This window comes from Geobacillus stearothermophilus ATCC 12980 (genome assembly GCF_030369615.1).
Lineage (GTDB): Bacteria > Bacillota > Bacilli > Bacillales > Anoxybacillaceae > Geobacillus > Geobacillus stearothermophilus.
In genome coordinates this window covers 498,585-516,939 of sequence record NZ_CP128494.1, presented here as the reverse complement: position 1 = coordinate 516,939, position 18,355 = coordinate 498,585, and the positions used below count along the sequence as shown (strand labels likewise).

The 18,355-nt window shown below is 53.4% G+C and carries 21 protein-coding genes; 8 read left to right on the top strand and 13 right to left on the bottom strand.

Features of this window, described 5'->3' with window-relative positions; all coding sequences use genetic code 11:
- Nucleotides 1-27: 27 nt before the first annotated feature.
- The 7 genes from QSJ10_RS02840 to QSJ10_RS02810 form a co-directional block, all read right to left on the bottom strand.
- The gene (locus QSJ10_RS02840; protein WP_033013842.1) at nt 28-552 is read right to left on the bottom strand and encodes a tryptophan transporter; all 525 of its coding nucleotides are present in this window, start codon (nt 550-552) and stop codon (nt 28-30) included.
- A 93-nt stretch (nt 553-645) separates the two neighbouring features.
- Nucleotides 646-1,728, bottom strand: a complete 1,083-nt coding sequence (gene serC, locus QSJ10_RS02835; protein WP_033013843.1) for a 3-phosphoserine/phosphohydroxythreonine transaminase — start codon at nt 1,726-1,728, stop codon at nt 646-648.
- Between the two features lie 123 nt (nt 1,729-1,851).
- Nucleotides 1,852-2,040, bottom strand: a complete 189-nt coding sequence (locus QSJ10_RS02830; RefSeq protein ID WP_033011581.1) for a sporulation YhaL family protein — start codon at nt 2,038-2,040, stop codon at nt 1,852-1,854.
- Between the two features lie 107 nt (nt 2,041-2,147).
- Complete coding sequence (locus tag QSJ10_RS02825; protein ID WP_033013844.1) at nt 2,148-2,276, bottom strand: hypothetical protein; 129 nt, start codon at nt 2,274-2,276, stop codon at nt 2,148-2,150.
- Nucleotides 2,277-2,303: 27 nt separating this feature from the next.
- Nucleotides 2,304-3,281, bottom strand: a complete 978-nt coding sequence (yhaM, locus tag QSJ10_RS02820) for a 3'-5' exoribonuclease YhaM (RefSeq protein WP_033013845.1) — start codon at nt 3,279-3,281, stop codon at nt 2,304-2,306.
- 117 nt (nt 3,282-3,398) lie between these two features.
- The gene (locus tag QSJ10_RS02815) at nt 3,399-4,628 is read right to left on the bottom strand and encodes an ABC transporter permease (RefSeq protein WP_053532416.1); all 1,230 of its coding nucleotides are present in this window, start codon (nt 4,626-4,628) and stop codon (nt 3,399-3,401) included.
- Complete coding sequence (locus tag QSJ10_RS02810) at nt 4,621-5,520, bottom strand: ABC transporter ATP-binding protein (RefSeq protein ID WP_033011573.1); 900 nt, start codon at nt 5,518-5,520, stop codon at nt 4,621-4,623. The genes QSJ10_RS02815 and QSJ10_RS02810 overlap by 8 nt, the downstream gene beginning before the upstream one ends.
- A 149-nt stretch (nt 5,521-5,669) precedes the next feature.
- Between QSJ10_RS02810 and QSJ10_RS02805 the strand changes: the two genes are divergently transcribed.
- Complete coding sequence (locus tag QSJ10_RS02805; protein WP_015374028.1) at nt 5,670-5,855, top strand: YhzD family protein; 186 nt, start codon at nt 5,670-5,672, stop codon at nt 5,853-5,855.
- 37 nt (nt 5,856-5,892) lie between these two features.
- Here QSJ10_RS02805 and QSJ10_RS02800 read toward each other — a convergent pair whose 3' ends face one another.
- The 4 genes from QSJ10_RS02800 to QSJ10_RS02785 form a co-directional block, all read right to left on the bottom strand.
- Nucleotides 5,893-7,398: a coproporphyrinogen III oxidase gene (locus QSJ10_RS02800; RefSeq protein WP_053532422.1), complete on the bottom strand. Its 1,506-nt coding sequence runs from the start codon at nt 7,396-7,398 to the stop codon at nt 5,893-5,895.
- 218 nt (nt 7,399-7,616) lie between these two features.
- Nucleotides 7,617-8,480 (bottom strand): Cof-type HAD-IIB family hydrolase, encoded by an 864-nt coding sequence (locus tag QSJ10_RS02795; protein ID WP_033013847.1) that lies wholly within the window; start codon nt 8,478-8,480, stop codon nt 7,617-7,619.
- 133 nt (nt 8,481-8,613) lie between these two features.
- Nucleotides 8,614-8,973, bottom strand: a complete 360-nt coding sequence (locus QSJ10_RS02790) for a YlbF/YmcA family competence regulator (protein WP_033013848.1) — start codon at nt 8,971-8,973, stop codon at nt 8,614-8,616.
- A gap of 73 nt (nt 8,974-9,046) precedes the next feature.
- A complete protein-coding gene (locus tag QSJ10_RS02785; RefSeq protein ID WP_033013849.1) occupies nt 9,047-10,180 on the bottom strand; it encodes a DUF445 domain-containing protein in 1,134 nt (377 codons plus the stop codon).
- A gap of 125 nt (nt 10,181-10,305) precedes the next feature.
- Here QSJ10_RS02785 and QSJ10_RS02780 point away from each other — a divergent pair, with 125 nt between their 5' ends.
- Genes QSJ10_RS02780 through QSJ10_RS02765 form a run of 4 tightly spaced genes read left to right on the top strand, consistent with a single transcriptional unit; the run spans nt 10,306 to nt 14,962 of the window.
- A complete protein-coding gene (locus tag QSJ10_RS02780) occupies nt 10,306-11,382 on the top strand; it encodes a YheC/YheD family endospore coat-associated protein (RefSeq protein ID WP_033013850.1) in 1,077 nt (358 codons plus the stop codon).
- Between the two features lie 6 nt (nt 11,383-11,388).
- Entirely contained in the window at nt 11,389-12,456 is a 1,068-nt protein-coding gene (locus QSJ10_RS02775) for a YheC/YheD family endospore coat-associated protein (protein WP_053532417.1), read from the top strand.
- Nucleotides 12,453-13,802 (top strand): YheC/YheD family endospore coat-associated protein, encoded by a 1,350-nt coding sequence (locus tag QSJ10_RS02770; RefSeq protein WP_033013852.1) that lies wholly within the window; start codon nt 12,453-12,455, stop codon nt 13,800-13,802. Before QSJ10_RS02775 ends, QSJ10_RS02770 begins: the two co-directional genes overlap by 4 nt.
- On the top strand, nt 13,799-14,962 hold the full coding sequence (locus tag QSJ10_RS02765) for a YheC/YheD family endospore coat-associated protein (protein WP_033013853.1): 1,164 nt from the start codon (nt 13,799-13,801) through the stop codon (nt 14,960-14,962). The genes QSJ10_RS02770 and QSJ10_RS02765 overlap by 4 nt, the downstream gene beginning before the upstream one ends.
- Here the strand turns inward: QSJ10_RS02765 and QSJ10_RS02760 are convergent.
- On the bottom strand, nt 14,922-15,323 hold the full coding sequence (locus QSJ10_RS02760) for a hypothetical protein (protein ID WP_033013854.1): 402 nt from the start codon (nt 15,321-15,323) through the stop codon (nt 14,922-14,924). The two genes, QSJ10_RS02765 and QSJ10_RS02760, sit on opposite strands and share 41 nt — an antisense overlap.
- A gap of 193 nt (nt 15,324-15,516) precedes the next feature.
- On the opposite strand from QSJ10_RS02760, the gene QSJ10_RS02755 reads away from it, so the two are divergent.
- The 3 genes from QSJ10_RS02755 to QSJ10_RS02745 all read left to right on the top strand — a co-directional run bounded on the left by QSJ10_RS02755 (nt 15,517) and on the right by QSJ10_RS02745 (nt 17,922).
- Nucleotides 15,517-15,705 (top strand): hypothetical protein, encoded by a 189-nt coding sequence (locus QSJ10_RS02755; protein WP_033011064.1) that lies wholly within the window; start codon nt 15,517-15,519, stop codon nt 15,703-15,705.
- Between the two features lie 82 nt (nt 15,706-15,787).
- Nucleotides 15,788-16,678 carry a PucR family transcriptional regulator gene (locus tag QSJ10_RS02750; protein ID WP_033011061.1) on the top strand — a complete coding sequence of 297 codons (891 nt, stop codon included), beginning with the start codon at nt 15,788-15,790 and terminating at the stop codon, nt 16,676-16,678.
- Nucleotides 16,679-16,809: 131 nt separating this feature from the next.
- The gene (locus tag QSJ10_RS02745) at nt 16,810-17,922 is read left to right on the top strand and encodes an ABC transporter ATP-binding protein (RefSeq protein ID WP_033013855.1); all 1,113 of its coding nucleotides are present in this window, start codon (nt 16,810-16,812) and stop codon (nt 17,920-17,922) included.
- Nucleotides 17,923-17,976: 54 nt separating this feature from the next.
- On the opposite strand, the gene QSJ10_RS02740 is transcribed toward QSJ10_RS02745, so the two are convergent.
- Complete coding sequence (locus QSJ10_RS02740; RefSeq protein WP_033013856.1) at nt 17,977-18,219, bottom strand: hypothetical protein; 243 nt, start codon at nt 18,217-18,219, stop codon at nt 17,977-17,979.
- Nucleotides 18,220-18,355: the final 136 nt, after the last annotated feature.

Genomic DNA, 18,355 nt, shown 5'->3' with positions numbered 1-18,355 from the left:
GACCAGTCATGATCGGGTTTTTGCCGTTTACACGTGTGCTGTGACGTTCATCCGCCGGAAGATGGACGCCGCAATCGGATAGATAATGGCCATGGCCACCGCATTTAACGCCGCGGTTGGCAGCACAATCGTGACAAACAGCGCAGAAAAGGTCGTTCCACCCGGCAACCCAACAATAAGGAGCGCCGCGGTTAAAAACACCGACCCGGAAATGACGGTGCCGACAGCCGCCAGCACCGCCGCCCCGGCCACTGTCTGGCTGTACTTTTTCACCGCAAAGATCAGGGCAAAGACGACGAAGGCCGTGATGATTTTGTCGATCATATTCGGAAGCTGCCCGCCCGGAAATGTCGTTGTCATGGCGGAAATCAACCCGGTGGCGACGCCGACAAGACCGGCTGCCTTGACATTTGGAAACAGCAAAATCGCCAACACCATCATCGCCAGCATCATATCCGGCTTCATTCCGAAAAACAACCCCGGAATGGCGGCGTGCAACACGGCTCCGATTCCGACTAACAGCGCCATCAATACTAATGTTCTGGCATTCATGCTCATCTCTCCTCATCTATTCTCATCTATTCTCATGCTCGAGAATTTTCTATTATTATATCACTTTGCAATACAAAAGTGAAGAAGAAAGTTTCAGGCAAAGCGGCGGCGAAAATCGTTCATAAACGATGCGAGCGCTTCGCACGCCTCAAGCGGCACCGCATTGTAAATCGACGCCCGGCAGCCGCCGACCGATCGGTGCCCGCCGAGCCCGACAAACCCGCGTTCTTTCGCCTCGGCGAGGAATGTTTTCGTCAGCTCCTCATTTGGAAGCGTAAAGGTGACGTTCATGAGCGAACGGCTCCCCTTTTCGGCGTGCGGTTTGTAAAAGCCGCCGCTTTCATCAATCGCCTCATACAGCATGGCCGCCTTTTGCTGGTTGCGCTCTTCCATCGCCGCCACACCGCCTTGCTCTTCGACCCATTCGAGCACGAGCGACAGCATGTAAATCGCAAACGTCGGCGGCGTGTTGTACAGCGAATTGCTCTTCTGGTGCGTTCGGTAATCAAGCATCGTCGGCAGCCCGTCCGGAATGCGCTCCAGCAAATCGTTGCGGAGAATGACAACCGTGACTCCTGACGGGCCGAGATTTTTCTGCGCCCCGGCGTAAATGAGGGCAAATTGACTGACATCGAACGGACGGCTTAAAATATCGCTCGACATATCCGCGACCAGGTCAACCGGCGTGTCCGGAAATTCCTTCCATTGAGTGCCGAAGATCGTGTTGTTGGACGTAATATGGACATAGGCGGCGTTTTTCGGCCATTTCACATCATCGAGCGGCGGAATATACGTGTAGTTCGCTTCTTTGCTCGACGCGACAACCGTTGTCAAACCGATTTTTTGCGCTTCTTTCAGCGCTTTCTCCGACCACGCCCCGGTCAGCACATAACAGCCGATTTTCCCTTCCGTGAGGAGGTTCATCGGTACCATCGAAAACTGCAAGCTCGCCCCGCCTTGCAAAAATAAAACGTCATACCCGTCCGGCACATTTAGAAGTCGCTTGAGCCGCTCTTTCGCCGCATTGTGCACCGCCTCGTATTCCTTGCTTCGGTGGCTTAATTCCATCACCGACATGCCGGTGTTTTGAAAATTAAGCAGCTCTTTTTGCGCCCGCTCAAGCACCGGAAGCGGAAGCGCGGACGGGCCAGCGTTGAAGTTGTACGCGCGTTTCATTGTTATCCCTCACTTTGCCTCCTGGTAGTCCGTTGATATTACTATCCTAACACGATTCAAAAAAAAAGAAAGAGAATTTTTTGAAAAAATCGTTTTCAAAAATCAAAAAAAGAAAGCCCTTGGCTATTGCAAGGACTTCGCTTGCTTCCGCCGCTCCCGTTCTTGACGGATGCGCTCCATATAAATTTCGCCTTCTTTTTCTATAAACGCCTCGTCGATTTCCCGCTCGCGCGCCGCTGTTTTTACAGTCATGTAGCCGCTGAAAATAATGCCGGCCACGACCAAATAAATCCACCATGGCAAACTGAACATCGCCATCCCCTCCTTGTACGCTTGTCTTACTACACTATACGCGTGAACGGCCAGCTGTATGCATGAAGAAAGAGGCGGGGACACCGCCTCTTTCCTCGGGACAACGCTTATGCTTCGTTTCGCTTCTTCTTTGTTTTCTTCTTCGTTTTCTTCCACTGTCGGCGCAGTTCGCTCAACGTTTCTTTCGCCTGTTCGTGCTGGGATGTCGGGACGATTTCAATGATCGGTTCGATCATGATCCATCCCTCCCTTGATCCGCCCCCCTACTCTTTACTACCCGCATTTTTTGGCTTTGAAACAGATAAAAACACCGGCTTGTAAAACGAGCGATTGTCAAGGGCAAAGACGCGTTCGGTGAATTCACCTGGTTTTACTTTCTCAAGCGCACGGTCGATCATCGTAATTTTCGCATCCAAATTGTCAATGTAATGAAGCACCTCGGCTTCTTTGACAAGCGGCGGCTTCGGGCTGCCCCATTCCGCCTTGCCATGATGCGCGAGCACAAGATGCTGCAAAATGACGACTTCCTCACCTTGAATGCCGAGCTGTTCCGCCGCCTTGCTGATCTCGCTCACCATGATCGAAATGTGTCCGAGCAAATTTCCTTCCAGCGTATACACCGTCGATACCGGACCAGATAATTCCATCACTTTGCCAAGGTCATGCAAAATGACGCCGGCATAAAGCAAATCTTTATTGAGCGACGGATAGAGATGGACGAGCGCCTTGGCGAGCTCGAGCATCGACACGACGTGGTACGCCAGTCCGGAGATGAATTCATGATGGTTTTTCGTCGCCGCTGGGTACTCAAAAAACGCCTTTTCGTATTTTTTCAACAAATAGCGGGTAATGCGCTGGATGTTTGGATTTTCCATCGCAAATATGTATTCCATGACTTTCGCCTTCATTTCCTCGCGCCCGAGCGGAGCCGTCTCCAAAAAGTCATCGATGCGCACCGCATCGCCCGGATGAGCAGGACGGATCGAACGGATGCGCAACTGCAATTTGCCACGGTAGTTATGGATGTCTCCCGCCACTTTGACGATGCACTCCGGCACATACCGCTCTTCATCATCTGGCGAGACATCCCACAGTTTCGCTTCAATGTCGCCGCTTTTATCTTGCAAAATCAACGTTAAGAACGGCTTGCCATTGCTGGCGATGCCTTTCGTTGCGGATTTGATGAGCAAAAAGAGATCAACTTGTTCCCCAACCTCATAATGGATGATGCCTTTCGCCACTTCGTTCTCCTCCGTTTCTCTGTACGTATTTTCTAGTATATCATAACGGGCAAAGGGCAAAAAGAAAGCCTTGCCGAAACGGCAAGGGAACATTAGCCCAAACGGCCCGTCCACTGTTTATTTTTTTGTCAGCTGGATGGCCTGTTTTATATCCTTGAAAATGTTCATTCGTCCATACATCAGCACGCCGCCTCGGTACACTTTGGCGCCAAAATAAATGAGCAAGGCAATCGTCGCCGCTAAAAGCACAAGGCAAAGCGCCACTTCCCACCCCGGCACGGAAACGAGGCCGATGCGCAAAAACATGAGCATCGGAGCGAAAAAGGGAACAAACGAGGCGCCGGTCACGAACGCCGACTCTGGCGCATTCAAGCCAAACATCGCGATCATAAAGGCAGCGACAACCAACATCATGACCGGCGTAATCGCCGGCTGTACATCTTCGACCCGGCTGACGAGCGAACCGAGCACGGCAAACAGCACCGCGTACAAGAGGTAACCGAGCAAGAAAAAAACGAGTGCATACACAAAGATCGAGGCCGGCAGGTGATCCAATCCGAGGAAACGCCACACTTCCTGTCCGCTCGTTTTTAACGCGGCGAAAGCGACGGCGAAAAAAACGAAAAATTGCGTCAAGCTCACAAGAGCAACGCCGATGATTTTGCCAAACAGCTGTTGGACCGGCGGGACGCTTGACACTAAAATTTCCATCACGCGCGACGATTTTTCCGTCGCCACCTCCGTCGCAATCATTCCTCCATACATCAAAACAAACATATACATCGCGAACAGAAGGACATAAACGAGAGAGCGCGCTTGGTTCAACTCCTCTTCCGTCTTCGCGTTTTTTTCCAATGCCACCTTTTGGAACGGAACCGGTTTGGAAAGCTCTGCCATTTGTTCATCCGTCAGGCCGAGCTTAGCGGCTGAAAGCGCTGTTTTCAGCTGGCTTAGCGCTCGTTCCAGTTCCTCAGGCGTCTGATTGTCCACAATCGTATTGGCATAATACACCGCTTCCGGCAATCCTTCCGCATCCATCGACAAGACGAGCAATCCGTCCCATTTGCCTTCTTTGACCGCTTCTTTCGCTTCGTTTTCCATATCCGTAATTTTCGTCAACGCGATTTGATTATGGTTTGCCTGCTTCGCAAGCGGACCGTACAAAGATCCCGTGCGGTCAATGACCGCGACATGAGGCTTTTCATCACCGGTGAAAAACTCAATGATCGGCTGAATGTTGGCCACCCCGATGATCAACAGGCAAGTGATGGCAGTGGTCACCAAAAATGCTTTCGCCTTCAGCTTCGTCTGATACGTATGTACCGCCACAAGGAAAAACTTATTCATACGCCGCACCTACTTTTTCAATAAAGATATCATTCAGAGACGGTTCCTCCAAGGCAAACAGACGAACCGCGAATTTTCCTGCTATATGACCGAGTATCGCTTGCGCCGTCTCCTCATTGGCGATTTGCAGCCGCACCCCTTCCGCCGTCCGCTTCCACTGCAAAACACCAGGAAACCGCGCCAATTGTTCAAACGGTCCGTCTCCTTGAATGATAAGAATTTGCTTGCCAAACGAACGTTTCAGTTCACGCAGCGCTCCCGCCACCACCGCGCGGCCGCGGCGCAAAATGCAGACATGTTCGCACAGCTCTTCGACATGCTCCATCCGATGGCTAGAGAAGACGATGGTTGTGCCGTTCCGTTTTAAATCAAGCACCGCTTCTTTCAACAGTTCCACGTTCACCGGATCAAGGCCGCTGAATGGCTCATCCAAGATTAATAGCTTCGGTCGATGAAGCACAGCAGCGATAAACTGGATTTTTTGCTGGTTGCCTTTCGACAGCTCCTCCACCCGCTTGTTGGCGTAATCGCGGATATGGAAGCGCTCAAGCCAGCGGTCGATTTCCGGAAGAAGATCCGTCTTTTTCATTCCGCGCAACCGCCCTAAATACAAAAGCTGCTCTTGCACGTTCAGCTTCGGGTACAACCCGCGCTCTTCCGGCAAATAGCCGATCAGATGGCTTTTCGAGTCATCAATCGGTTCGCCTTGCCAACGGATCACCCCTTCCGTCGGGAGCAGAAGGCCTAAAATCATGCGAAAGGTCGTCGTTTTTCCCGCTCCATTCGCCCCAAGCAGCCCGAACATCTCCCCTTCTGGAACCGTCAACGTCAAATGGTCGACGGCCGTCGTCTGGCCAAACCGTTTCGTCACCTCAATGATCTCCAAACTCATCCACATTCCCCCAACACAAAACAAATTTTCCACTCACACTATTAAAACGTGCCATCTAAAAAAAAGTTTCAGATAAAAGCAGGAATTTGCCGATCCAACCTCTAAATGAAAGAGAAATGAATGATGATTCAGCGAAAGGAGATGGTGACATGCCGACGTATACGTTGACCGCGTTTGAGCGCGACGGGGAAAAATTGCTTGATGAAACGTTTGAAGCCGCCAATGATGAAGAAGCGAAAAAAATCGGCGAGCAAAAATTGCGTGAGCGCGGCTGTTGGGACAAAACACACCGTTGCGTCAATGCCAGCGGCAAGCTCATTTTATTTCACCGCTAATCAAAATACCCCGGGGTTGTTCCCGGGGTGTTGTTATTTATCCAAATATTCCCTTTAATATATTGATTTTCTCTTCCGTATATTCGGCGAAATGTTCGTTGTACACTTTCGGCTCTTTTGGATTCGCCTGGCGGGTGATGTTCCGCGTTTTCGGATCGACGAATTTGCTTGACGCCCCGCAGCCAAGGCCGATGATCGACTGCTGTTCTTCCATGATCATAATGTTGTATAGGCTCTCGTGCCCCGGCAAGGCGTAGCCGACGTTTTCCAAGTTGCCGAGAATGTTTTTTTGTCGGTACAAGTAATATGGGACATAACCGTGCTCCTTTGTCCACTCCTGGGCCGCCTTCATCATCGCCTGCACTTCCTCGCGGCTGGCGACTTTGTACTTTTGTTTGTTTTTCGTCATTTCCGACGCCCGTTTAAATGACAGCGTGTGGATGGTGAGCGATTCCGGCATGAGCCGCTCCGTCTCGGCGAGCGTATGCGTAAATTCCGCCAGACCCTCGCCCGGCAGTCCAATGATTAAGTCCATATTGATGTTGTTCATCCCCATCTGCCGCGCCAAGTGGAACTTCTCAATCGTTTCTTCAACGGTATGATGGCGGCCAATCGCTTTTAACGTCTCTTGAATGTACGACTGTGGATTGATGCTGATTCGGTCGATCTTCCATTTTTTCAATACGTCAATCTTCTCCGGCGTAATCGTATCCGGACGCCCGGCTTCGACCGTGATTTCGCGGACGCGGTCGACGTCTGGAAATACGTCATACATATGAGCGTATAACCGGTCCATTTCGTCGGCCGTAATGCTCGTCGGCGTCCCGCCGCCGTAGTAGATCGTCGTAATGCGAATGCCGCGCTCGCGCAAAAAGCGGCCGACTGCTTCCATTTCGTAATGAAGGCCGGCCAAAAAGGCGTCGACCGACCCTTGGCGGCCGTTGATGGCGTACGCTGGAAATGTGCAATACGCGCATTTCGTCGGGCAAAACGGAATACCGATATAAATGCTCACTTCATGAGCCAAATCGTATAAATCCGGCACGACCGTGAGCTGGCGATCCACGATCGCCTGCATTAGTTCGATTTTCTCCTTAGTCACCAAGTACTCCTCGGCCAGCTTCCGATGCGCCTCTTCTTTCGAAAGGCCTGAGCGCAAAAGCTGATGAAGCAGCTTGACCGGGCGGACGCCGGTCAGCACGCCCCACGGCTGAATGAGGCCGGTAGAACGCTCAAGCAACGTCAAATAGACATGCAAAACGGCGTTTTTCAGCTGTTTTTCGTACGTTTTCCCGTCAGCATCCGCCGGCGTGCTGTATTCATGACTTACTTCCTCCACGCGCCCCGACGTCTTGTCAAGCAGCGTCCCCGAAACAGCGATGCCCCCGTCTTTCTTGACGGAAAACATAACGGCCATATCGGCCTCGGGAAGCGGCACGAGCAACAGCTCCGGCGCTTCGAAGAACAGCTCGGTCATCACCTCAAGCGGGCGCTGAAACCGTTCCGGATGCGGCAGTCCTTGAATTTCGATCCGCACGTTCATCACCTTTTCTTTCAAACTTCTTTCAGTGTACTGAACGGCTGTTTCCTTCGTCAAGCGGAAGAATGCACCTTTGCCGCCGACTTTATGGAAATGACTCTCTCCCGGCCAACTAGATTAAAAAAAAAAGCCGGACATTCGCTCCGGCCTCATTTTTATGATTTTCGTGAAAACGGCAAGCGCCAGTTGTCCGCTCACGGTTCGCTCCCCGCTCAAGCCTCTTACTGTTTCGTTTTGAGTTTTTGCAAAAACTCGATTCGCTGCTGCTTGCGGAAATGTTCTTTCACCATGTAGGCGACGCCGAGCTGTTCGTTCGAACGCGTCACCCAGTCGGCCGCCCGCTTCACCTCAAGCGGCGCGTTCCCCATGGCGACGCCGAGCCCAGCCGCTTCAATCGCCGGCAAATCGTCAAGGCCGTCGCCAATGACAACCGTTTCTTTCAACGACACGCCGATATGTTGAGCCAGCCGGCGCAACCCCGCTAGTTTAGACACTCCTTGCGGGACAATTTCCATTTTTCCGTTTGGCTGCATAATCATATCAATGGACGGAATCGATTTCGTCAATAAAGCGGCCGCTGCATCCCTCTGTTCGTCTGTAGCAAAATATACATCAATTTTCGGCACAGCGATCGGTTCGTCGAGCAGCACATCGCCAAGTGAATCGACAAATTGAGTCGGATAGAAAAACGGGTCGCTTGAGGAGAGAACCGTTTGCACGACAAGGTTTTTCTTCACTTTCTTCCGATTGCCGAGCGAATACCGCTCATGCATGAGGCGGATGTTACAGTTGAAATTTTCCAAAATTTGCACGATATTAAACGTCCGCTCCTCAGGGATCACGGCGTCAAACAGCCTATCATCAAGCGTTCTGGCAATCATCGCTCCTTGGAATGCAATGAGCATCCCATCAAGCCGCAGCGCTTTCGCCACTTTGCGGGCGGAAAGCAAATTGCGGCTCGTGATTAACGTAACATAAACTCCTTTTTTCTTCACATAGTCGACCGCCTCTTTTGTTTCGCGCGGCAGGCGGCCGTTGTTTTTTAAAATCGTTCCGTCAATGTTGAGTGCCAACAGCTTATACACGGCTGTCTCCCCCTTTTGTCCGTCTCAACCTCTCTTGCCGCCGCCAGCAAGCTGGGGGCGGCTTTGCATTCCTTATCATTTTTATGACTATGACGAAACGGACAAAAAAAGAACACCCGACCGGGTGTTTTTCCTACCTTCCTTCCATAAATGAACGATGCAGCTCTTCAAGCGGCTTCATGGCGATTTGTTGCACTTCCGCGATCGTCATGCTCATTTGCTGCTCGAGCGCCATCAGACGGGCCAGTTTCTCATTTTGCTGGGCAAGCGCCATCGCCTTTTGCGCCTGTTCAATTTCATCCGGCAAAATAGCGGCTCCACGCATTTGTTTTTCGTGTAGCCGAAGCTGAATGTCACGGAAGTTAGCAAATAGCCGATAGGCGGTGTCGTCGTGTCGGACATGATCGTACGCCTGTTTCAGCTGCTGAAACGGCTCGCTCGCCCAGATCGCCTGTTCAAGCTGTCTTGCGAGCGCACGAAGAGATTCGGACATAAGAAGAAGCCTCCCACTTCAATATCGTTTACGTTCTAGCGTATGCGCCAGTCGGCGGTCATATGACTCGCTGCTACAACCATAGGCCGATCATGCCCTGGACGGCGCCGATTATTGCGCCAAGCACAGCGCCTAAATAGGTGATCATCTTCAGCTCGCGTCGGGCGATGGCCAAAATGATCGCCTCCAGCCTTCGGAGCGAAAACGATTCGACTTGATCACGAACGACATCTGCCAATCCAAGCTGCGCCACAACCGACTCCATCTGATCGCCGAGCAGGCGGACAGCAGCGGCAACCGCCTGCGGAACGAACCGGTCGAGTACGTCCTGTTCATATGGCGCAAGAAGATCGGCGAGCGGGCGGTGCAGCCAGCCGCTTCCCCGGACGAGGCCGCGGGCTGCGGCCTGCACCGCCTCGCTCATGCGTCTTCGTCCGACCATCTCCTCCACCGTTGCCAGCGGATAGTCGATCCATTTGTTCCATTCTGTCCAAAGGAGGCGGGCGATCGCCGCCCTTGTGCCGGCATGGCGCAAAAATTTGCCGATTTCCGGCTGCACTTTATCCACTAAATTGACATTGCCAAGCAGCATTTGCAGCACGCCCCCGACCATTCCCCGCTCTTGAAAAAAGCGTTGGATCATGCCGGAAAGCTGTTGTTTTCCTTCCGCGCTGCTGAAATACTCGAGCGCCCGGTCGGCCAAGTAACCGGCCAGCTGCTCGATGCGCGCTTCCATCGTTTCTTTCAACTCAAGCGGCAGTATATCGCAAATCGGCCGCGTGCGCCACGTTTGGCTCCATCGCTCATACGCCTGCGCGGCTTGTCCGGCCGCCAACGCCTCAAGACGCTCATCCGGAGAACGAATGCCGAGGCGCTCAAGCAACTGCGCCGGCGTCTCCCGGCGCGCCAGCCACCGTTTCAGCCACTTCCGTCCTTCCTCGACCACCCCCGCCATGAAGGCTGAATCGTTGAGCTTGCGCCGGAGCCCTTCCGGCGTCACCAAATGCTCGACAACCGTTTTCCCAAGCTGTTCCGCCAGTTCCCGCCTCCGTTTTGGAATCAAGCCGGGCGTAAACGGCAGCCGTTTCCCAAACAAGTACATCGGCTCGTGCGGGCGGAACAACATGACAATGGCGATCAAATTCGTCACCCCGCCGATAAGCGCTCCAACCGCCACCATAAACGACAAATAAATGAACGTCCCCATCGCCTTCCCCTTTCATCCGCGCCGCTGTCACCAAACAGCGGCTCTCATCATACGATACGATATAAACGTTTGCCTAATTGTTCATTATAGAACTTGCCTGACAAATGCGCAAATGAGGGACTGCGATGAGCAACCAACGAACCGTTGCCGTATTGACTGAAATAAAGGAAGACCGGGAACGGGCCTCTTTTGGCTCCATCCACCTTTTTTGTGAGGAACTAGTAAAATATGGAGAAACGCACAACCTTTTTGTTTATGTCACATCGCCGTCACTCTATTTGCAGCACACCGGATATCGGTTAACCGGCAGCGAATGGATCAAGGGGGGCGTGCCGCGGGCGAACGTCGTCTACAACCGCCTTCACTCCCGCAAGTCTGAATATGCGCCTGCCTTTCAGCAGCTGCTCGCCCGGCTTGACGAGGAAGACGGGGCGATGTTCAACCGCCGCTTTTTGCATAAATGGGAGGTGCACCGTTATTTGGAGCGGCATGAGTACTTGCATCCGTACTTGCCGAAAACGGCGCTGTGGGACGGCCAAGACTCACTCGAGGCGTTTCTCGCCGCCTTCCCGTCCGTCTTTCTCAAGCCTGTGCACGGAAGCCAAGGGCGGGGGATTTTCCGCATTGAATGCACCGATGAAGGAATTTGTCTCCGCCGTTCCACCTCTTCGTCATCGGCGCTATACCGCTCGGTTGCCGCGGCCGTTTCTGCCTTGCAGCCACAAATCCGGACGCCGATGATCATCCAGCAAGGCCTTGAACTTCAAACGATTGACGGCCGCCCTGTCGATTTTCGCCTTCTTTGCCATCGCATCCGCCATAACGATTGGCGCGTCACGTCAGCGGTCGCCCGCGCGGCCCCTCCCGAGCAGTTTGTCGCGAACCTTGCCCGCGGCGGAGTACTGATGGCAGTCAATGATGTCTTGCGGAAGTGGTATACGAGAGCGGACGTGTTCCAGCAGAAACAGCTTCTGAAAGAAATCGCACTGGAATCCGCCGCCGTTCTCGCCTCGGAAGCGGAAGGACTGTATGGAGAGTTTGGCGTCGATCTGGCCATTGACGTCCATGGACGGCCATGGATCATCGAAGTGAATACAAAACCGTCCAAACAGGCGGAAATGACGTTTTCTCAACAAACGGTGCGCCCATCCGCGAAAGCCGTGATTGATTATTGCCTGACATTGATGGAAGAAAAGGAGTGAACGACATTGATTTCACTCGGTTTTGTCACCCTTGATGAGCAACAGGAAAGCGCGTACTGCACCGAAGTAGCCCGCCGCGCCAATCAGTATGGCATTTCCATATACCGTTTTTCGCCGCTAGCGATCGACCCGCGAACGGAAAATGTCCGCGGTGTCGTCTTTGATGACAAAAGTGGAGAATGGACCGATGCCGTCTTTCCCATTCCGCCGTTTTTGTACGACCGTTGCTTTTACGGCCACGACGACCGTTCCAAAAAAGCGAAACCGATTATGCATTGGCTGAAGCAACGCCCGGATGTCACGTTTTTAGGCTATGGCCTGCCCGGCAAGTGGATCGTCTATGAGACGCTTTCCGCCCATCCGCTGTTGTCGGCATATGTGCCGCCGACCGTCCGTCTTGAGCGCGCCGATCACGTGCTTGATCTCCTTCGCCATGAACAAGCCATCGTCGCCAAACCGGTGCACGGCTCTGGCGGACGCGGCATTTATATTATCCAGAAGAAAGGGAAGACATTGTCCGTTCAAGACGGGTGCGGCCAAGAGCGGGCCGTGATCACCCGCCGAAACGAACTTGAACAATTCGTCGCTTCCTTGCAGCGCCGGGACGGCTATGCGCTTCAACCGCTTCTCTCCCTCTCCACCGAGGCAAGAGAACCGTTCGACCTTCGTTTTTTGCTGCAAAAAGATGAAACCGGACGCTGGGTTGAACGGGTGCGGGCTGTGCGCATCGGACGCCCTGGAACGTGGGTGGCCAATCTCCGTGCTGGTGCAGACATGAGCCCGTTCGCTGACTGGTTCGACCACCTTCCTTCTTCGAAACGCATCTTAGTGCTGGATGGCATTGACACGATCATCCGTACGTTGCCGGCTTATATGGACAATGAACTCGGTCCGCTGTTTGAAATCGGTCTGGATCTCGGCGTTGCTGACAACGGAGCGGTTTGGATTTTGGACGTCAATTCCAAGCCGGGAAGGAAAATCATCAGCCTTCTTCCGCCAGAGCAGCAAAACGATATTTACGAAGCGCCGCTTCAGTATTGCCGGTTTTTGGCGAGCGAGGTGGCCAACCGATGATCTATCCATTGGTCATTGATGACAACGAGTCCAATACAGTTATCCTTCCCTCCTCACTGAAAGCGGACGGACGAACAGCCGTTGCCTTTGGCAGCTTCCTCGCTCCATGCACGATCATCTCATCTTCCGGACCGTCCGACAGCATCATCGTCGCCGGCGATGTCGCCCAGCGTCTGTTGATCCCGTTTGCCGCTAAGGTGCACGTGTTTTTGACTGACGAAGCCGTCCATATCGGACCGCTCGTCGGCGTTTTCACTGCTGGATTTACCAAGTCGCCCCATCGTCCGGTCGGAGGGCGCAGTTTTTTCTTCGCCAAACTGTTAGCGCAAGAAAAACAAGTCGGCGGGTTCGCCTTCTTGTTTGGCCTTCCTCATATCGACTGGGAGCATGGAACGGTCAACGGCTATTTTTACACGGAACGCGGTTGGGAACGGCATACGGTTCCGTTGCCGACGGTGATTTACAACCGCCTGCCGAACCGGCGCATTGAAAATGACGACATGTTCCAAACCGTGACGAAAACGCTGCAGACCGCCTATGGCATTCCAGTGTTCAACGGACGCTTTTTCAATAAATGGGAGGTGTACCGCCGGCTTGCCGTCCATCGCGACGCACGGCCATATTTGCCGGAAACCTCCGCCTATGTCACGCGGCAGACGATCGAACAGTTTCTCAACCGGTATACGGGAGCGTATGTGAAACCGGCTGATGGCAGCCTCGGGCGCGGCATTTACCATTTGGTGAAAAAAAAGGATGCATACGAATGCCGCTTTCGTGACGAACACGGCGAAACGAAAACAACGCTGTTTCCGACCGCCATGGCGCTATGGCATCATTTGCTCACCCACGCCCCGCTTCATCGTTACGTCATTCAGCAAGCCGTCCCGCTCATCACCATCAACGGACGGCCGACAGATTTCCGCGTCCATACGAACAAAAATGAAAACGGCCAATGGCAAGTAAGCGCCGTCGCCGCCAAAATAGCCGGGCGGCGAAGCATTACGACCCATATGAACAGCGGCGGCATGGTCAAAACATTGGAAGAAATTTTTCCAAACACCGCCAAGCGCGAAACGGTGCTCGCCCGCCTCCGCGACGCCGCCTTGACACTTAGCCGTTGCCTCGATGAAACATCAGACACGTTAATTGGCGAAATCGGTTTTGATTTTGGGGTAGATGAGCAGGGAAACATTTGGATGTTTGAAGCCAATTCCAAACCGGGGCGCTCCATCTTTAAACACCCGGGCCTCAAGGAGGCTGATGAGCGGACGGCGCTGCTGCCGCTTGCCTATGCGGTCCATCTAAGCAAAACGGCCATCATCGATCCAGAGGCGTTTGGACTATGATCACGATCGGTTACCGGCGCGACGCCAATGAATGGGTGAGCAGGCGGCCGGACGGCTTCTATCGATTCGGCCGCGGCGAGCTTGCCGCCGCCTCCCTCCCCGATCTTACCTTTGCGGTCAACGAGCAAAACGGGCGGGTCGGGCCGCTTGTCGGCATATTGGTGAGCGAATCATCCATTTCGGCTTTGCTTGGCGGAAGGAAACCATGGGTGGAGACCGTCATCCGCTCGCTTCATGCTGATGGCGGCATCGCCATCGTCAGCACCGCGGCCGGCATTGGCGAGAATATGGTCTCCGGTTATGTATTCGCCCCGGCGCTCGAACGGTTTGTCGAATCGTCCACTCCGTTGCCGGACGTCGTCTACAACCGAGTCAAAAGCCGGGAAGAAGAACAAAGTGAGCCGTTTCAAACAGCAGCCGCCCGGCTTGCCTCCCATGGCATCCCGCTCGTCAACCGCTCTTTTTTCCGCAAATCGGACGTTTGCCGCGCGCTGCAGACGGACCGCCGTCTTTGGCCTCACCTGCTGCCAACGGCGCCGGTCCGTTCGTTGGCTGATATTCACTCTTGGCTCCATCAATACGGCTGTATTTACTTGAAACGAGACGACGGGGCAAGGGGGAGCGGATTGCTCCGTCTCACCGCCTCGCCTGGGGCGGGAGCCATATGCGAATCCCCCCGCGGCCAAAAACGGGTAAGGTCGCTCGACGAGCTAGAGCCGCTTGTCCAATCCCATCGTTATATTGTTCAAGCAGCCGCCTGTACGGACACATGGAACGGGCGCCGTTACGATTTGCGCGTGCTCGCCCACTGGCAGCGCCATCGCCATACGATCACCGGCGTCGGCGTCCGCCTCGCCGGCCCTCGGTCGTTGACAACCCATGTATTTCACGGCGGAACGATCCTTCCGTATTCGGAAATTCAAAGCCGCATTGATGAACAGGCGCTCGAGCGCCTCATCGCCTGGAGCGGCGAACGCCTCAACGAGCAGTTCGGCCTTGTCGGCGAATTTTCTGCCGACATCGGCGTCGGAAAACAGCAGGAGCTTTACATTTATGAAATAAACGCCAAACCGATGGCTTTTGACGAGCCGGATATTGAAGCACGTCGGCTTCAGCGGCTCAATCGACTGTTTGCCGAACTAGCTCATCTTGCGCCATAGCAAAAAATTCTTTGCTATAACGAAGTGCCTGCTGCAGCACACCGTCTGCCGCCTGCCGGACGGCTCCGCTTAAACGCTGACTTACTTGTCGGCACAGCTTCGCTTTTTTCCACTCATCGGCGGTCAGCGCTTGCAGCAACTCGAAGCGGCCAGTGCTGGCCGCTTCTTGCTGTTTCTTTCTCTCACCCCAGCCTGCACCGGTCATCAAATGGTGAACATACTGCCAAAGTTGACGTTGTCGCTGAACCTCGGCGAAATACGTTTCCCATGTTTGCCCGTCTTCTTCAAGCGCTGCCAACTGACGAGCTTTTTCTTCAGCCGCAGCGGTCGTTTCCAGCAATTGTTTGATCACAGCAACCACCCTATTTCCCTCCCTCTAGAAATGTTGATTTATCAAGGCTTTTCGGCTCCTCAGGGATGTCCAAAAAATATTTTTCGACAAAATCCCTTACACCCTCCTTCTTGCCAGTCCTCTTTCATCCATATGAGCGAAGCGGATAGTCTATGCCTGTTTCGGACAAACTAGGAAAAAACGATGAGGAAGGAGCGAAACCATGGAGCGGAACGAAGCGGGGCGCCAAGACGCCTTATATGAGGGGCGCGATGAATATTACATGGATATTGACCGCATGATTAATGAAGGGATGGCTGGCGGCGTCGTGCACGGCCGCGGTGATGAGGTCAACATCGAAGAAGCGCGCGACCTGGTCAAAGAAGAACCGCCATACGACGCCGGCGAGTAAACGGAGCCGATTTTCCTGTCCACCAGGAAAATCGGCCTTTCTGTTATAATGAATGAAAAAAGGTAGAAAAGGGGGCGCCGTGATGTTAAAAGAGCTCGAATCACTTTATAAAGGGGACATTATCATCAACGGTCAACCGGCCGATCCCGAGGCGTACGAATGGTTTTACACCGCCGGGGGCGATGAGGTGGGCATCGCCAAAGAGCGGTTGACGGAACGAGAGCGGCAGCTGTTGGCGCTGTTATTGACCCCAGCCAACCGCCGGCGGGAGCCGGAAAGCGAAGAAGAACGGGCGTGGAAACAATGGATGGCCACCGGCCGCCCCGACGCTCCTGCGATGCTCTCTGCCCCATACTGCCGGTTCATTCATTTTCTCGTCAATCGCCCGATCGCCAACAAACAGGAATTTGCCGAAACGATCCACAACCTATTTGCCTCGCGGGTGCTGATCGTTTGGAATGAAGACAAGCGCGGGCTGCTGATTGAGGCCAAACAAAAACGGACGGCCGAGCCGCTCTTGCTGGCCGAAATGGCGGATGCGCTCGCCGCCGATTTTTATGCGACGATGCATTTGCTGATCGGCCCCGTTCGCCCGGTGAACGGGGAGCTGTACGAGTCGTTCCTTCTCGAGCAGCAATGTTTTGCCGCCGCCCGGCGCTTTTGGCCGAAACAGACGGTGTACGAATGGGAGGACGTCATTCCGCTTCCACTCCTTGAAAGCGCAGCAGACGACGGCAAGACAGGGCAAATTTTATCGTTTCTCGATGGGCTGGGCGAAGAGGAAGTGCGCGCCATGGAAACATTTTTAGAGTGCAATTTAAACGTCTCCATGGCGGCGAAAAAACTATATATGCACCGCAATAGCTTGCAATATCGGATCGACAAATGGGCCGAGCAAACCGGCATTGACATCAAGCGGTTTAAAGGCGCCGCGGCTGCCTATTTGGCTATTTTGCACCAACGCCGTGCGTAGCAGCGGACGCTTCCCCGTCATGTTGCCGAAAACGGGCGACTTTTTTTGTGCACCTTGTCTATTCACGAATATTCACATTCATCTATATAATATGAGTGTGAGAAAACGATTTCAATAAAGGGGGATTCGTGATGGCGGAACTCGTGTTGGATCATGTGTATAAGATTTACGATAACAATGTCACGGCTGTAAAAGATTTTAACTTACATATTCAAGATAAGGAATTCATCGTCTTTGTCGGTCCGTCCGGCTGCGGCAAGTCGACAACATTGCGGATGATTGCAGGCCTGGAGGAAATTTCTAAAGGCGATCTCTACATCGATGGAAAACGAGTGAACGATGTACCGCCCAAAGACCGCGATATTGCCATGGTATTCCAAAACTACGCCCTTTATCCGCATATGAGCGTCTATGATAACATGGCGTTCGGCTTAAAACTGCGCAAGTTCCCGAAAGCGGAAATCGAGAAACGCGTCCGTGAAGCAGCTCGCATTCTCGGCCTTGAGCAATATTTGGACCGCAAACCGAAGGCGCTCTCCGGCGGACAGCGGCAGCGCGTAGCATTGGGACGCGCCATCGTCCGCGATGCGAAAGTGTTTTTAATGGACGAACCGCTTTCAAACTTGGACGCCAAATTACGCGTGCAAATGCGCTCGGAAATCGCCAAACTCCATCAGCGTCTTGAAACGACAACGATTTACGTCACCCATGACCAAACGGAAGCGATGACGATGGCCACCCGCCTCGTCGTCATGAAAGACGGCGTCATCCAGCAAGTCGGAACGCCGCGCGAAGTGTATGAGAAACCGGAAAACATCTTCGTCGGCGGCTTTATCGGCTCGCCAGCGATGAACTTTATTAGAGGAACGCTGCAAGACGGCAAGTTTGTCGTCGGCCAGACGACATTCGGCGTGCCAGAAGGGAAAATGAAAGTGCTGCGCAGCCAAGGGTACGTCGGCAAGGAAGTCATTTTGGGCATCCGTCCGGAAGACATTCATGATGAGCCGCTCTTCTTGGAGGCATCGCCAATGACAAAAATTACCGCGCATGTTGAAGTCGCTGAGCTGCTTGGCGCCGAATCGATGATTTATTCAAACATCGGCGGCCAGGAGTTTGTCGCCCGCATTGACGCCCGCACGGAAATCAAGCCGGGCCACCGCATCGACCTTGCGTTTGACTTGAACAAAGCGCATTTCTTCGACGTCGAGACGGAGCGGCGCATCCGGGCGGCGGATGAGAAGTAAGCTCCCCCCATTGTTTGTATATAGACTTATTCGGCTCTAGCGCATCGCTAGAGCCTATTCTTTAATGAACCGCACCTCCTCCTCCCGGCAGTGCGGGCAATAGAACAGATGGACGCATTCATGGTTTCGATATGTGTGCGGGTAACCGTCAGCAAGCTTCATCACATCCGCATCCATGTACGGACTGTAGTCATCGAAATAATCCGTCACTTTCCCTTGGTCTTCCATCGGCTGCCGGCAATAGCTGCAATACACTGTCACCCGGCGCAGCCCGTTGCAAAGTGGACACACATTCATGCTGCTTCCTCCTCTAAGATGCCTCTTACTTTTACATATTTCCTAATGACGGCGTCGATAAAACGTAAAAAATTACCATATTATCGCAGTGAATAACGGGCAAAAAACGTTCCAAACTATGAGTACCGCCAGCGAA

Coding starts and splice junctions, on each gene's coding strand:
- QSJ10_RS02840 (WP_033013842.1), bottom strand. CDS start 552: ATGAATGCCAGAACATTAGTATTGATGGCGCTGTTAGTCGGAATCGGA.
- serC (WP_033013843.1), bottom strand. CDS start 1,728: ATGAAACGCGCGTACAACTTCAACGCTGGCCCGTCCGCGCTTCCGCTT.
- QSJ10_RS02830 (WP_033011581.1), bottom strand. CDS start 2,040: ATGTTCAGTTTGCCATGGTGGATTTATTTGGTCGTGGCCGGCATTATT.
- QSJ10_RS02825 (WP_033013844.1), bottom strand. CDS start 2,276: ATGATCGAACCGATCATTGAAATCGTCCCGACATCCCAGCACGAACAG.
- QSJ10_RS02815 (WP_053532416.1), bottom strand. CDS start 4,628: ATGAATAAGTTTTTCCTTGTGGCGGTACATACGTATCAGACGAAGCTG.
- QSJ10_RS02810 (WP_033011573.1), bottom strand. CDS start 5,520: ATGAGTTTGGAGATCATTGAGGTGACGAAACGGTTTGGCCAGACGACG.
- QSJ10_RS02805 (WP_015374028.1), top strand. CDS start 5,670: ATGCCGACGTATACGTTGACCGCGTTTGAGCGCGACGGGGAAAAATTG.
- QSJ10_RS02800 (WP_053532422.1), bottom strand. CDS start 7,398: ATGAACGTGCGGATCGAAATTCAAGGACTGCCGCATCCGGAACGGTTT.
- QSJ10_RS02790 (WP_033013848.1), bottom strand. CDS start 8,973: ATGTCCGAATCTCTTCGTGCGCTCGCAAGACAGCTTGAACAGGCGATC.
- QSJ10_RS02785 (WP_033013849.1), bottom strand. CDS start 10,180: ATGGGGACGTTCATTTATTTGTCGTTTATGGTGGCGGTTGGAGCGCTT.
- QSJ10_RS02780 (WP_033013850.1), top strand. CDS start 10,306: ATGAGCAACCAACGAACCGTTGCCGTATTGACTGAAATAAAGGAAGAC.
- QSJ10_RS02770 (WP_033013852.1), top strand. CDS start 12,453: ATGATCTATCCATTGGTCATTGATGACAACGAGTCCAATACAGTTATC.
- QSJ10_RS02765 (WP_033013853.1), top strand. CDS start 13,799: ATGATCACGATCGGTTACCGGCGCGACGCCAATGAATGGGTGAGCAGG.
- QSJ10_RS02755 (WP_033011064.1), top strand. CDS start 15,517: ATGGAGCGGAACGAAGCGGGGCGCCAAGACGCCTTATATGAGGGGCGC.
- QSJ10_RS02750 (WP_033011061.1), top strand. CDS start 15,788: ATGTTAAAAGAGCTCGAATCACTTTATAAAGGGGACATTATCATCAAC.
- QSJ10_RS02745 (WP_033013855.1), top strand. CDS start 16,810: ATGGCGGAACTCGTGTTGGATCATGTGTATAAGATTTACGATAACAAT.
- QSJ10_RS02740 (WP_033013856.1), bottom strand. CDS start 18,219: ATGAATGTGTGTCCACTTTGCAACGGGCTGCGCCGGGTGACAGTGTAT.